Annotated in this window: 15 protein-coding genes; 12 read left to right on the forward strand and 3 right to left on the reverse strand. The window is 34.9% G+C overall.

What is annotated here, in order from left to right:
- The first annotated feature begins 219 nt into the window (after nucleotides 1–219).
- Nucleotides 220–609, forward strand: a complete 390-nt coding sequence (locus AC6CHR_RS15405; protein WP_498249887.1) for a DUF3889 domain-containing protein — start codon at nucleotides 220–222, stop codon at nucleotides 607–609.
- A gap of 144 nt (nucleotides 610–753) precedes the next feature.
- Here the strand turns inward: AC6CHR_RS15405 and AC6CHR_RS15410 are convergent, their stop codons facing one another.
- Nucleotides 754–1197, reverse strand: coding sequence for an RrF2 family transcriptional regulator (locus AC6CHR_RS15410; protein ID WP_498249888.1), 444 nt, complete (start codon nucleotides 1195–1197; stop codon nucleotides 754–756).
- A gap of 199 nt (nucleotides 1198–1396) precedes the next feature.
- On the opposite strand from AC6CHR_RS15410, the gene hmpA reads away from it, so the two are divergent.
- The 9 genes from hmpA (at nucleotide 1397) to AC6CHR_RS15455 (ending at nucleotide 9577) form a co-directional block, all read left to right on the forward strand.
- On the forward strand, nucleotides 1397–2620 hold the full coding sequence (gene hmpA, locus AC6CHR_RS15415; RefSeq protein WP_498249889.1) for an NO-inducible flavohemoprotein: 1224 nt from the start codon (nucleotides 1397–1399) through the stop codon (nucleotides 2618–2620).
- A 282-nt stretch (nucleotides 2621–2902) separates the two neighbouring features.
- Nucleotides 2903–4324, forward strand: coding sequence for a SpoVR family protein (locus AC6CHR_RS15420; RefSeq protein ID WP_498249890.1), 1422 nt, complete (start codon nucleotides 2903–2905; stop codon nucleotides 4322–4324).
- Nucleotides 4325–4469: 145 nt separating this feature from the next.
- The gene (locus AC6CHR_RS15425; protein ID WP_498249891.1) at nucleotides 4470–4814 is read left to right on the forward strand and encodes an ArsR/SmtB family transcription factor; all 345 of its coding nucleotides are present in this window, start codon (nucleotides 4470–4472) and stop codon (nucleotides 4812–4814) included.
- 14 nt (nucleotides 4815–4828) lie between these two features.
- Nucleotides 4829–6127: an arsenic transporter gene (locus AC6CHR_RS15430; RefSeq protein ID WP_498249892.1), complete on the forward strand. Its 1299-nt coding sequence runs from the start codon at nucleotides 4829–4831 to the stop codon at nucleotides 6125–6127.
- A gap of 25 nt (nucleotides 6128–6152) precedes the next feature.
- Nucleotides 6153–6572 (forward strand): arsenate reductase (thioredoxin), encoded by a 420-nt coding sequence (gene arsC / locus AC6CHR_RS15435; protein WP_498249893.1) that lies wholly within the window; start codon nucleotides 6153–6155, stop codon nucleotides 6570–6572.
- A 78-nt stretch (nucleotides 6573–6650) separates the two neighbouring features.
- Nucleotides 6651–7010 carry an arsenite efflux transporter metallochaperone ArsD gene (gene arsD, locus AC6CHR_RS15440; RefSeq protein ID WP_498249894.1) on the forward strand — a complete coding sequence of 120 codons (360 nt, stop codon included), beginning with the start codon at nucleotides 6651–6653 and terminating at the stop codon, nucleotides 7008–7010.
- A 21-nt stretch (nucleotides 7011–7031) separates the two neighbouring features.
- Nucleotides 7032–8822: an arsenical pump-driving ATPase gene (arsA, locus tag AC6CHR_RS15445; RefSeq protein WP_498249895.1), complete on the forward strand. Its 1791-nt coding sequence runs from the start codon at nucleotides 7032–7034 to the stop codon at nucleotides 8820–8822.
- 30 nt (nucleotides 8823–8852) lie between these two features.
- A complete protein-coding gene (locus AC6CHR_RS15450) occupies nucleotides 8853–9284 on the forward strand; it encodes a protein-tyrosine phosphatase family protein (RefSeq protein ID WP_498249896.1) in 432 nt (143 codons plus the stop codon).
- Nucleotides 9285–9301: 17 nt separating this feature from the next.
- Nucleotides 9302–9577 (forward strand): adhesin, encoded by a 276-nt coding sequence (locus tag AC6CHR_RS15455; protein ID WP_498249897.1) that lies wholly within the window; start codon nucleotides 9302–9304, stop codon nucleotides 9575–9577.
- Nucleotides 9578–9710: 133 nt separating this feature from the next.
- Here AC6CHR_RS15455 and AC6CHR_RS15460 read toward each other — a convergent pair whose 3' ends face one another.
- Nucleotides 9711–10037 carry a YnfA family protein gene (locus tag AC6CHR_RS15460; RefSeq protein ID WP_498249898.1) on the reverse strand — a complete coding sequence of 109 codons (327 nt, stop codon included), beginning with the start codon at nucleotides 10035–10037 and terminating at the stop codon, nucleotides 9711–9713.
- Between the two features lie 188 nt (nucleotides 10038–10225).
- Nucleotides 10226–11524 carry a hemolysin family protein gene (locus AC6CHR_RS15465; protein WP_498249899.1) on the reverse strand — a complete coding sequence of 433 codons (1299 nt, stop codon included), beginning with the start codon at nucleotides 11522–11524 and terminating at the stop codon, nucleotides 10226–10228.
- 562 nt (nucleotides 11525–12086) lie between these two features.
- Here AC6CHR_RS15465 and AC6CHR_RS15470 point away from each other — a divergent pair.
- Complete coding sequence (locus tag AC6CHR_RS15470) at nucleotides 12087–12953, forward strand: YitT family protein (RefSeq protein WP_498249900.1); 867 nt, start codon at nucleotides 12087–12089, stop codon at nucleotides 12951–12953.
- 267 nt (nucleotides 12954–13220) lie between these two features.
- Nucleotides 13221–13547 carry an ArsR/SmtB family transcription factor gene (locus tag AC6CHR_RS15475; RefSeq protein WP_498249901.1) on the forward strand — a complete coding sequence of 109 codons (327 nt, stop codon included), beginning with the start codon at nucleotides 13221–13223 and terminating at the stop codon, nucleotides 13545–13547.
- The last annotated feature ends 61 nt before the right edge of the window (nucleotides 13548–13608 follow it).

Here is a 13608-nt window from a genome sequence, read left to right on the forward strand (position 1 = left end):
ATTTTTACGAGTTTGGTCCGATGTACTAATTTGAAATGAGCATTACTCATTTCGTTAAATATATTGTCATTTTCTTTGAAGAAGGATTTCAATGGTAAAAATCCTAGTGCCGATTTTTACGAGTTTGGTCCAATGTACTAATTTGAAATGAGCTAATGAGCATATACCCTGATTAAAAAGGGCACATTAATTTTTAAGATGTATTTCAGGGAGGATAATATGAAGTCGATCTCACTATCAAAGGTTTTTTTTACATTCATAGCACTAACGATTCTTTTGACAGCAGGTATAAAAGCATATGGAGAACAGAATGAAGTGGTTAATATTGATTATGAAAAGTGGAGTCGAATTGCCCTTTCAACAATAAAGGATAAGTATCCTGAGGCACAGTTAATTGATTATAAATACGTAAAGCGTGAAGCAGTAAATGATGAAGAATCCAAAGATATATTTCATGTTAAGGTGAAAGACAAAGAAGAAGTATTTATTGAAAACGTTCAAGTCGTGTTTAATCCGAAAACAGGAAAACTTATAACAGTGAATGCAGAAAAAAAAGAAGGCGCTGACTCAATGGGTCAGGCCCCTCAAACTCAATTTATTGGCACTTGATTAATAGAAAGGGTTGATACATTGGGCTTGTAAGAGGGACAGAACCTTATACCCCTCATTCTCAATATATCGGCTTTTGGCTAATTGAAAGGCTATTTATATGGGTTTGGAGGGGGGGACTGATCCTTATGAGTCACCGTTATCTCATTCTTTATTTATGGAAAAATAAGCTAAAAGTGAATGTTGATTAATAACTAAATCAGATAATGTGTACTGGTCAAGCACGTTAAGATAAGCCTGTAATGCTTTGTTAAGGACGTGTTTTAGGCCACAGGCTGGCGATATGATGCATTGATTATGGTCATCATCAAAACATTCGACTAGCCGAAAGTCTTCCTCAGTTCTACGAACGATTTGACCGATATTAATGTCCTCCGGAGAATGTGCTAACCGAATACCACCATTACGTCCACGAATCGTCTCTATCACATTCATTTTACCTAATTCGAAGGTAACCTTCATCAAGTGATTTTTTGAAATATTATAGCTTTCGGCTATTTCTTTAATATTCGAAAGCTCACCGCTAGGTTTAGTTGCTAAATATATTAAAACTCTTAGTGAGTAATCAGTATAATTTGTTAATCGCATGATTGACCTCGCATTTTATAAAAGAAGTTCTCCCCCTTTGTAGGAAGTTTCTTATATCTTACCACAATTCATTCAAATTTCTTTCATTTTAGGACCCGAATGTGACATCTTTATTAAAGATGTATTTTATATATTGCTTTTAATATTGAAAGGGCTATTATAAAGATATATTTAAAATACATCTTTAGGGGCTGGTTTTATGTTATCTGAAAATACAATTAAAATAGTGAAGTCAACTGCACCAATTTTAGCGGAGCGTGGCGTAGAGATTACATCATACTTTTACAAAACATTGTTTGAAGCACATCCAGAATTATTGAATATATTTAATCATGCGAATCAAGAGCAAGGACGCCAGCAAACAGCTTTAGCTAACACTGTATATGCTGCTGCAACTTATATTGATCAACTTGAAGTGCTTCTTCCTGCAGTTAAGCAAATTGCTCATAAACACCGAAGTTTATCTGTGAAAAAAGAGCATTATCCTATAGTTGGAGAATTTTTGCTAAAAGCGATTAAGGATGTCCTAGGTGATGGCGCAACACCAGAGGTCATTCAAGCTTGGGGAGAAGCGTATCAAGTGATTGCCCAAGTATTTATTGATATCGAGACAGAAATGTATGCAGAGGCAAAACAGCAAAAATGGGAAGGTTTCAAATCGTTTAAAGTAATGAAAAAGGTGAAAGAAAGTGCATTAATTACTTCTTTTTATTTACAACCTGAGGATAAAAATGATGTACTATCCTTCCAACCAGGTCAATACGTAACCGTTCGTTTAACAGTTGATGGTGAGGAATATTTACTTAATCGCCAATATAGTTTATCCGATGCGCCAGGTAAAAATCACTTGAGAATATCAGTTAAGAAAGAAGGAGTAGAACCTACGACGCTTGGGAAGGTATCTAATTATCTGCATGATCATGTGAATGAGAATGACATAATTGAACTAACTGCACCTTCTGGAGATTTTGTTCTTGATGAAACAAATACGAATCCACTTTATCTAATTAGTGGTGGGGTCGGAATCACACCAATGATGAGCATGATAAAGCGAGTGGCTGATAGCAAATCAGATCGGAATGTGACGTTTATCCATGCTGCAAAAAATAGTGAAGTTCATGCATTCAATGATGAAGTCCTAGATACGGTGAAACAATTATCGAATGCCCGTAAATTTTTCATCTATGAAAACCCATCAGCTTTAGATAGAGATAGTAAAAAATTCGATGCTGAGGGATATTTGGATTTCGAAAAGCTTCAAAATCTAGTTCCTGATACGCAAGCATCGTTTTATATTTGTGGACCAGTAGCGTTCATGAAAAATACAATTGCGAATTTAGAAAAACTTGGCGTGAAAGAAGAAAACATTCACTTTGAATTCTTCGGACCAGCTATTAATTTAAACGATCTTCAAGAAGTGTAAGGACGTAAACGATTTTAATAAAAATGCCCTAGTGTCGAACATGGAATAAAAATAAAATGAAAAATTATAATAAATGCAAGTCCCTAAATTCTACTTGGGACTTGCATTTTCTTTTGACATTCATTTTACACTACCTACATTAATAGCTCTGGATGACAAAGTGAAATCTCTTACTTGAAAAACTAGTCTACATGGTTAGTTACACCCTTCACAACTTGTCCGTTAGCATCTTTTCGGACTAAGTCTCATACATTATGTTAAAGAAAACTTGGGGGGGAGACCATGAAAGATGCTGATCAAAAGGCCCTTAACTATGCAATAGGCGAAATAACAGAGGTTGCAAAGGGGTTTGGGCTAGATTTTTATCCAATGAGATACGAGATATGTCCTGCCGATATTATTTATACATTTGGTGCTTATGGTATGCCAACAAGGTTTTCACATTGGAGTTTTGGAAAACAATTCCACAAAATGAAGCTGCAATATGATCTAGGTTTAAGTAAAATTTACGAGCTAGTCATTAATTCAGATCCTTGCTACGCATTTTTATTAGATACAAACGCCTTAATACAAAATAAATTAATTGTTGCACATGTGCTTGCACATTGCGACTTCTTTAAAAATAATGCACGATTTAGTAATACAAAACGTGAGATGGTCGAAAGTATGGCGGCAACTGCGGAGCGAATCAAGCAGTATGAAATCGAGTATGGTCGACAAGCAGTAGAAACCTTTTTAGATGCAGTGCTTTCAATTCAAGAACATATTGATCCATCACTTGTACGTCCAAAACTATCCTGGTCAAAAGATGATATTGATTTCGATGAGGAGAAAGAGGAAGTGAAATCCGCAACACCTTATGACGATCTCTGGGATCTTGATAAAAAGAAGGAACACAAGCAATCTCCTAAAAAAGTGAAACGTAAATTTCCACCTTCTCCTGAAAAGGATATTCTTCTATTCATCGAAGAATATAGTAGAGAGCTAGAGGATTGGCAACGTGATATCTTAACGATGATGCGTGAGGAAATGCTCTATTTCTGGCCACAGCTAGAGACGAAGATCATGAATGAAGGCTGGGCTTCGTACTGGCATCAACGAATCATTCGTGAACTCGATTTAACTTCTGATGAGTCAATCGAGTTTGCTAAACTTAACTCAGGGGTTGTTCAACCGTCAAAAACAAGTATAAATCCTTATTATTTAGGCTTGAAAATCTTTGAGGATATTGAAGAGCGCTATAATAATCCGACTGAAAATATGAAAATGTTTGGTGCGAAGCCTGATTCTGGCAGGGAAAAAATGTTCGAGGTTCGTGAGGTTGAGTCCGATATATCGTTTATTCGTAACTATTTAACAAAAGACCTGATCATGCGTGAAGATATGTATTTATTTCAGAAAAAAGGCCGGGATTATAAAATTGTTGATAAAGAGTGGGAATCAGTGCGTGATCAGTTAGTAAGTATGCGTGTAAATGGAGGATTTCCTTATATAACGGTTAATGATGGAGACTACTTAAAAAATAATGAACTTTATTTAAAGCATTGGTTTGAGGATATTGAGTTAGATCTAAAATATTTAGAAAAGGTCCTTCCATATGTTCATCAGCTTTGGGGTCGTCCAGTTCATATGGAGAGTGTGTTAGAGGATAAACCAGTGTTATTCACCTATGATGGAAAAACAATTTCACGAAAATATTTATAGAACATCAAAGTCACTGGATTATTCAGTGGCTTTTTGTATAGGGATGAGAAAATAGAGAAAGATAGTATTAAATTCTCTATATCTATTGAATATATAAGTAAATTATTATATAGTGATTTACAGATGAATTGTGAGGTGTGAAAAGATGGTGAATACGAATATTAATCTTGAAAGTGCTGCAACAATTTTTAAACTTTTAGGTGATAAAACGAGATTAACAATGGTAAAGATGTTAGATTCAAATGAATGTTGTGTATGTGAGTTTGTTGAGGTCTTTAAGACTAGTCAGCCTGCAATCAGTCAACATCTCCGTAAATTGAAGGATGCAGGTATTGTTAAAGAAGCGAGAAAAGGTCAATGGATTATTTATTCATTAAATAAAACGAGTGATTATTATCCATTTGTTCAGACTATCCTTCAACCCCTACCAAATCAAGATTATCGAATAAAAGAATTAGAAGCACAAGGCTTACGAATTTCTTGTGAATAAATGGAGGTATTAATATGACATCAGTCATTCTGGCATCATTGATCTTTATACTCACACTGACACTTGTTATATGGCAACCGAAAGGCTTATCAATTGGTTGGTCTGCATGTGGTGGAGCAGTACTAGCTCTTCTTGTAGGTGTTGTTGATTTTAAAGATGTCATTGACGTTACATCAATTGTTTGGAATGCAACATTGGCCTTTATTGCAATCATTATCATTTCATTAATTTTAGATGAAATCGGCTTTTTCGAGTGGTCCGCTTTACATATGGCAAGAGCTGCAAAAGGAAACGGCCTCAAAATGTTTGTATATGTAAGTATTCTTGGGGCCATTGTTGCTGCATTTTTTGCTAATGATGGTGCAGCATTAATTCTTACACCGATTGTATTAGCAATGGTAAGGAATTTAAATTTCAATGAAAAAATGGTATTCCCATTTATTATGGCTAGTGGATTCATTGCTGATACAACTTCACTCCCATTAGTAGTGAGTAACTTAGTTAATATTGTATCAGCCGATTTCTTCGATATCGGATTTGTTGAATTTGCATCGAGAATGATTATTCCTAACTTTTTCTCATTAGGTGCAAGTATTTTAGTGTTATATCTCTTTTTCCGAAAAAGTATCCCAAAAGATTATGACATGACTCAATTAAAAAAGCCGGTTGAAGCAATCCGTGATCAAAAGATGTTCAAATTATCTTGGGTCGTTTTAGGCATCTTACTTGTTGGCTATTTTGCGAGTGAATTCATTGGGGTTCCGGTTTCGATCATTGCAGGTATTGTTGCTATATTCTTCCTATTTATGGCGAAAAGAAGTAAAGCTGTTAACACAAGAACCGTTATAAAAGGTGCGCCTTGGGCAATTGTGTTTTTCTCAATTGGAATGTATGTTGTGGTTTACAGTCTAAGGAATGTAGGGTTAACGAACATTTTATCGGATTTAATCCAAGTAGCAGCTGATCAAGGTCTATTTGCTGCAACAGTGGGGATGGGCTTTATCGCGGCAATTTTATCTTCTGTTATGAATAACATGCCAACCGTAATGATTGATGCACTTGCAATTTCTGATACAAATACCACTGGTGTATTGAGAGAAGCCCTTATTTATGCAAATGTGATTGGATCTGATTTAGGACCGAAGATTACACCGATTGGTTCACTAGCCACGTTACTATGGCTTCATGTCTTATCCTTAAAAGGTGTGAAGATTTCATGGGGCACTTACTTTAAGACTGGAATTATCTTAACCATTCCAACATTATTTATCACGCTTGTTGGTTTATATATTTGGTTACTTATCATCCATTAATCTTATTTAAAAAGGAGAAATTAACATGTCTAAAAAAACAATTTATTTTTTATGTACGGGCAATTCTTGTAGAAGCCAAATGGCAGAAGGTTGGGCAAAAAAACACTTAAGTAATGAGTGGGAAGTAAAGAGTGCAGGGTTAGAAGCTCATGGATTAAACCCAAATGCAGTGAAAGCAATGAAAGAAACAGGAATTGATATTTCTAAGCAAACGTCAGATGTGATTGACAAAGAAATTTTAAATAATGCTGATTTAATCGTAACACTTTGCGGTCATGCAGCAGACAATTGCCCAGTGACACCTCCTCATATCAAACGTGTACACTGGGGCTTTGATGACCCAGCTAAAGCGGAGGGGACAGAAGAAGAAAAATGGGCATTCTTTGGTCGTGTTCGTGATGAAATTGGCGATAGAATTGAACGTTTTGCGAAAACTGGAGAATAAGTACAAAGATAAAGCCGTGAGAACCCTCTTGGCTTTATCTGTATTTGTATATTCTTATGAAAGGGGATGCAACGATTTATGAAAGTAGAAATATTTGACCCTGCGATGTGTTGTTCAACAGGAGTATGTGGCCCTAGTGTTGATCCAGAATTAACACGTGTAGCTTCAGCTGTGTATTCACTTGAAAAAAAGGGTTTTGAAATTATCCGGTATAACCTTACAAATGAACCAGCTGCTTTTTTAGAGAAAAGTGAAATAGCTCAGCTACTTAATGAAAAGGGTCCAGATGCTCTACCTGTAACCCTTGTTCATAACAAAGTTAAAAAAGTGGGAGAATATCCATCAAATGTAGAATTGTCTGAGTGGTTTGGTGTTGATCCAGAATTGTTAAAAGAAAAACCAAAGATGCGATTATCGATTGATTTAAAGCAATTGTAATACAGAGGAAGAAGGGATAACGTGTATCAGCCTTTTAATCCGAAAAATGCAATCAATACACCATTTTTATTTTTCACAGGAAAAGGTGGAGTAGGAAAAACATCTACTGCCTGTGCATCCGCTTTAGCATTAGCTGATGAAGGAAAAAAGGTATTGCTTGTCAGTACAGATCCAGCTTCAAATTTACAGGATGTATTAGAAATAGAATTATCAAATACACCAAAATCAATTCCAAACGTACCTAATCTTTTTGTAAGTAATTTAGACCCAGAAGAAGCAGCCAAAGAATATAGGGAAACAGTCGTTGGACCTTATCGAGGTAAATTACCTGAATCAGTCATAGCTACAATGGAAGAACAATTATCTGGTGCATGTACAGTAGAAATAGCAGCATTCGATGAATTTACGAGTTTGTTAGCGGATGAATCAATTGTCAATGAGTATCATCACATCATTTTTGATACTGCACCAACTGGACATACGTTAAGACTATTACAACTTCCAACAGCATGGAGTGGATTTTTAAAAGAAAGTACACATGGTGCTTCATGTTTAGGTCCTGAATCAAGATTGGGAGAAAAAAAAGATTTATATTCCAAAACGGTTGAAGCGTTATCTGACGCAACAAAAACTACATTATTATTAGTTTCTAAACCAGAAATTTCTTCTATAAACGAAGCAAACCGTGCATCAATTGAGTTAAAAGCAATCGGGATCAGAAACCAAACACTGATAATCAATGGTTTATTACAATCCTATCTTGAAGATGATGACGTTTCTTCTGCTTTTTATCATCGACAGAGAAAGTCACTGACCTACATTCCAGAAGATTTAAAACAAAATCCTATTTATTCATTACCGTTTGTTTCTTATTCCTTAACAGGTATTGATAACCTTCGAAATTTATTTAACCAATACACTTTATTAGATTCAGAAGTTATTTGTAATGTAGAATTTGATGCTGAATTAAATGAATTAGATGTGATGATAGAAGATTTTTCTCGAAAAAACAAAAGGATTATCTTTACTATGGGAAAAGGTGGAGTAGGAAAAACGACGGTTGCATCAGCAATTGCAGTTGGACTTGTAGAAAAGGGACATCAAGTTCATTTAACAACAACAGATCCTGCTTCACATATTTATGATTTGTTTGATAATAATGAAAAAAATAAGGACCTAACGATTAGTGCGATTCATCCATTTGAGGAAGTAGAAAAGTACAAGAGGGAAGTACTTTCAAGAGTGAGTGATGAACTTGATGATGAAGGTATTGCTTACCTACAAGAAGACTTAAATTCACCTTGCACAGAAGAAATAGCTGTTTTTCGAGCATTTGCAGAAGTTGTTGCAATCTCACAGCAACAGATTGTTGTAATTGATACAGCACCGACGGGACATACGCTATTGTTGTTAGATTCAGCACAGAATTACCATAAAGAACTTGCTCGTTCCACTGGAGAAGTACCTAAAAGTGTGAGCCAATTACTTCCAAGGTTAAGAAATCCAGAAGAAACGAGTGTTGTTATTGTTACCTTAGCTGAAACAACACCTGTTTTAGAAGCTGCGAGGCTTCAAGAGGATTTAAAACGGGCAGAGATTCAACCGGATTGGTGGGTGATCAATCAAAGCCTTTTGGCTTCAAAAACTCAAGATCCTATTTTAAAGGGAAGATCGGAATCTGAAAAAAGGTGGATTAAAAAGGTTAGCGAGCAGTTAGCAACTCGTACTGCAATTATCCCTTGGATTAGTGAAGAGAAGATTGGTTATGATCGAATGAAAGAGTATGGAGAGCATAAAATAAAAAAGTTATAAGAAGTTTGTCTTAGAAATAGGAGGGATAATATGACAGCAGCAACTAATTATCATGAATTATTGAAAGATCGTATTTATATCGGTGGTGCAGGTGATATTGATGAGGTAATGGAAAACGAAGAAGTCGATATTGCATTTGATTTAAGAGCAAATTCAGACAAAGAAAAATCACCGTATAATCGTGTACATAGTCCAATTGTTGATGACGAAGATCAACAGGATGAATCGGTTAAGAAATCAATTGACCTTGTAGTAAATGCATATAACGAAGGGAAAAATGTTTATTTTCACTGCCAAGGAGGTAGTAATCGTACAGGTACTGTTGCGATCGGCACACTTTTAGCTTTGGGTAAAGCAAAGACAATTGAAGAAGCAGAAGAGATGGCAAAGACTGCCCGACCAAACATTAATGTAAAACCTGAGATGAAGGAAACATTAAAAAGAATCTATCCAAATTCATAAGTATTGGGGAGAAAATAATGAACATAACCGATGGAGCTAAAGGTCTGTTAGAAAACTTTTTACTTGAAAAGGACTCAGAAGGAATCCGTCTCACTTCTGTTGCCGGTTGCTGTGGTCCACAGTTTACAATTTCTTTAGATAGCCCACAAGAAGCTGATACCGTTGAAACCATTAATGGAATCAAAGTCGCAATCGATTCACAACTATCTGGAACAGATGAATTAACACTAGACAAAGAAGAAACTCAAGAAGGTGTTGGGTTAGTTTTGTTAGGTGCAAGTAGTTGTTGTTAACTAATTATTCTCTTTACTAAAGTTTGTTGTTTGTAAGCTTATGGTAATTTTACGGAAAGAGTCCTGTGATGATGAAGAAAACAACGATCTGTTAGGGGCCCGATAAATAAAAGGGAAGTCACTGACTTCCCTTTTATTGCCTTGATGGTAGAAGCATAACAGAAACTCCAACTAAGCAAATTGCTGCACCAATTAAATCGTATGTATCTGGTGTTTTCTTATCTACTCCCCACCCCCAAAGGATCGAAAGAATAATAAAAACTCCACCATACGCAGCATAGACCCTACCGAAAGAAGGAAATGTTTGCAAGGTAGCTATCATTCCGTATAATGCTAAAGCGACTCCACCAGCAATTCCGAAATAAAATGGTTTTCCTTCTCGTAACCACAACCAAATTAAATAACCACCACCAATTTCCGCTAATCCTGCTACTAAAAATAATGCGATAATCATAAACATCATCTACACCTACCATCTATTTTCTAAATAATTGGCTATTTTCGTAATAAGTACTGTTTTACGTATTTAGCCTTTCGTTGTGCTCAAAATAAAAGTCACTGAAAAATCCAGTGACTTATCGTGTTATCTATTTGGAATGTCAAAGGGTAAAACGTAGATAAAATCTCTTAATAAAAATGTCCAATATATTAGTAAGAATGTTTAACTTCAAGATACTGAATATGACGGCCATCAATTTTATGAACCTTGAAAAAGTAACCTTCAACTTCAACTTCTGTACCAGTTTTCACATCAATATTTTGGGTGAGGATCCAACCACCTAAGGTGTCGATTTCTTCATCATTTAAATGAATTCCAAGCAAATCATTGACATCTTCTAACAGGATTTTTGCGTCTAGAATATAATGATCCGTGTCAATTTTTCGAATCTCTGGTACTTCATCTTCATCGAACTCATCTCTAATTTCTCCAACGATTTCTTCTAAAATATCTTCGACTGTTACTAAACCAGAGGTACCACCATATTCATCTATAAGAATAGCTATATGGGTACGTTCTTTTTGCATTTTTACTAGTAAGTCATGAATTGGAACAGATTCGATAACATGAATAACAGGATTGGTAATTGAGTCGAGTGTGATAGGTATATTTGGGTTTTCATTCATATAATTTGAAGTTAAGAACTCCTTCGCATTTATAAATCCAATAATATTATCTTTGTCACCGTCAACTACAGGGTAACGCGTATATTGTTCGGTTTTAATGATATCTAATACATCATCATGGGTTTCATCAATTGAAATACTGATAATTTCAGTCCGCGGTACCATAATTTCTTTTGCTATTCTTTCGTCAAATTCAAAGATATTATTCACATAGTTTAGTTCGTTTTTATTAATCGCTCCACTCTTAAAGCTTTCTGAAAGTAAGATACGAAGTTCTTCTTCAGAATGAGCAACATCTTGTTCGGAAGCAGGCTTAAGTCCCAAAAAACCTACCAATAAACGAGCAGAACCATTTAGAAACCAAATAAATGGATACAAGATTCGATAGAACCAAATGATTGGAACGGCAAACATAAGTGTAACAGCCTCAGTTTTTTGAATTGCAATTGTCTTTGGGGCAAGTTCCCCAACAACTACATGTAGAAATGTAACGACTGCAAAGGCAATACCAAATGAAAATATATGTGTGATCGATTCACTGAAATTTAGATAATCAAATAAAGGATGTAATAATTTTTCTACAGTAGGCTCACCTAACCAACCAAGTCCTAAAGCTGTAACAGTTATCCCTAACTGACAGGCTGAGAGATATTCATCTAAGTGGGTAACAACTTTTTTGGCCGATACTGCTCCTTTTTTTCCTTCTGCAATCAGTTGGTCTATCTTCGACATTCTGATTCTTACTATGGCAAATTCCGTAGCTACAAAAAAACCTGTTAATGCAATTAATAAAACAATTAATAATAAATTTATAGTTGTCAATAAATAGTCTTACAAAATGTAAGACTTACACCTCCTGGAATACTTAAATCTCATTCTACATTATTATGTTTCAATACAAATTTAATAGATACGAATAGAGTCATCCTATTCCTACTACATAAACGAATACATTTATTGGAACATTGATAATATTAAAAATTACCTTTTTTAGGATCGATGGGATATAATTAATTAGAGTAAATTTTTTACAAACCATAGTTTGCATTTTTTAAATTGAACAAATATTCACTGAAACTTCGATGATAATCATGATTATTTGAAGGGGAACGCTCTTTTTCAAGGATCTTTTAGTAACCCTAGTTCTTTCAACTATTTCGCCAATTTTTAGAATCTCAGCCCCTATTGAATCCCTCCAAACGTAATGGTTATCTTTATTAGTTTATTAGTTATTATTGATGAAAGCAAACAAATAGAAAGTGGTTGCAGAAAAATATCGATATTTTGGAAATAAAGCTTTAGTTTTGTTCTTCTTATCTTCTAAAAAGATGGATAAAAGGGATGAAATTTGAGTATATACATATAATGAAAGGTCTGGTTAGAAGTGGTAACGAAAAAGAAGAAACGTGTCTTAAAAGAAGTGAAACAAATCATTATGATCACAATTGGTGCAATAATTGCTGCAATTGGACTTGAACTATTTTTAGTTCCTAACAATATTTTAGATGGTGGCGTTATCGGACTTTCAATCATTGCAGCAGAATTAACAGGTCTAACGATGAGCATCTTCCTAATTATCTTGAATTTGCCATTTCTATTAATTGGTTATAAGAAAATCGGGATGAAGTTTACACTGCACACTTTGTATGGAGTTATTGTTTTATCAGCTAGTACTTCTTATTTACATCATTTTGAACCATTTACAAATGATTTGTTTTTAGCAACGATTATAGGTGCAGTTATATTAGGAACAGGTGTTGGTTTAGTTATTAGGACTGGTGGTGCTTTAGACGGCTCAGAGATTATAGCCATTCTCGTTAGTAAAAAACGTCCTGTATCAGTTGGACAATTTATCATGATCATTAATGTTTTCATTTTTATTCTTGCAGCTTTACTAGTTTTTAGCTGGGAGACAGCAATGTACTCGATTATTACTTATTATATTGCTTTCAAAATGATTGATATAGTAGTGGAGGGTATGGAAGAATTAAAATCAGTGACAATTATTTCTGATATTCCTGAAGTACTTGCAGATGCTTTAATAAAGGAATTAGGTAGAGGGATAACTTATATTCATGGTGAAGGCGTTTATACAAATGAGCCTAAGAAAATTATATATACCATTGTATCTCGAATTGAGTTATCAACTTTACGTTCAATTACCCATGAAATAGATCCTAGAGCATTGGTTGCGATTGAGAATGTCGCGGATGTGTCAGGAAGTAATTTTAAGAAAAGTGCAACACACTAGTATAGATAGTCATAATATCGATGAGCCAGGAATATTTTCTTGGTTCATTGATGTATTATAGATAAATTTTTGTTGATAAAAATATCTTCAAATAGATGCTTCTCTAGTTGAACAAGACTCCGTTGACCAAATCATTTGATTTGGTCTTTTTCGTTTATAACTATTTTATATTTCAGATAGATGGAAATAAATAACTGTTTTTTACATATATTCATTTGCAGGAATATTCTATATGCGTTATATTTAAAGTGAAAGGAGCAAGGTAATATGGATGTCAAAATCACAACAACTTTGAATGCACTTGCTGAGCCTAACCGACAACATATTGTTGAGCTTTTACGTGATGGCCCACTCACTGTAGGAGAAATTGCAGAACGACTTGGTCTTCTCCAACCGCAAACTTCCAAACATCTTCGTGTACTTAGTCAATCTGGACTCGTCGAGGTGCAAGCAATTGCTAATCGTCGAATCTATAAGCTACGACAGCAAGCATTCCAAGATCTAGATAATTGGCTGGAATCTTTCCATCATGTCTGGCATAAACGATTCGATCGTTTGGATGATTATTTGAATGAATTACAAGGTAAAGACTAAGATTGTGACGAAGCAGATGCCTACAGAAAAATTGGGACCACTTATTACGAAAATTTGGTAG

It is taken from the genome of Metabacillus sp. GQ13 (genome assembly GCF_059758525.1).

Coding starts and splice junctions, on each gene's coding strand:
- AC6CHR_RS15405 (WP_498249887.1), top strand. CDS start 220: ATGAAGTCGATCTCACTATCAAAGGTTTTTTTTACATTCATAGCACTA.
- AC6CHR_RS15410 (WP_498249888.1), bottom strand. CDS start 1,197: ATGCGATTAACAAATTATACTGATTACTCACTAAGAGTTTTAATATAT.
- hmpA (WP_498249889.1), top strand. CDS start 1,397: ATGTTATCTGAAAATACAATTAAAATAGTGAAGTCAACTGCACCAATT.
- AC6CHR_RS15420 (WP_498249890.1), top strand. CDS start 2,903: ATGAAAGATGCTGATCAAAAGGCCCTTAACTATGCAATAGGCGAAATA.
- AC6CHR_RS15425 (WP_498249891.1), top strand. CDS start 4,470: ATGGTGAATACGAATATTAATCTTGAAAGTGCTGCAACAATTTTTAAA.
- AC6CHR_RS15430 (WP_498249892.1), top strand. CDS start 4,829: ATGACATCAGTCATTCTGGCATCATTGATCTTTATACTCACACTGACA.
- arsC (WP_498249893.1), top strand. CDS start 6,153: ATGTCTAAAAAAACAATTTATTTTTTATGTACGGGCAATTCTTGTAGA.
- arsD (WP_498249894.1), top strand. CDS start 6,651: ATGAAAGTAGAAATATTTGACCCTGCGATGTGTTGTTCAACAGGAGTA.
- AC6CHR_RS15450 (WP_498249896.1), top strand. CDS start 8,853: ATGACAGCAGCAACTAATTATCATGAATTATTGAAAGATCGTATTTAT.
- AC6CHR_RS15455 (WP_498249897.1), top strand. CDS start 9,302: ATGAACATAACCGATGGAGCTAAAGGTCTGTTAGAAAACTTTTTACTT.
- AC6CHR_RS15460 (WP_498249898.1), bottom strand. CDS start 10,037: ATGTTTATGATTATCGCATTATTTTTAGTAGCAGGATTAGCGGAAATT.
- AC6CHR_RS15475 (WP_498249901.1), top strand. CDS start 13,221: ATGGATGTCAAAATCACAACAACTTTGAATGCACTTGCTGAGCCTAAC.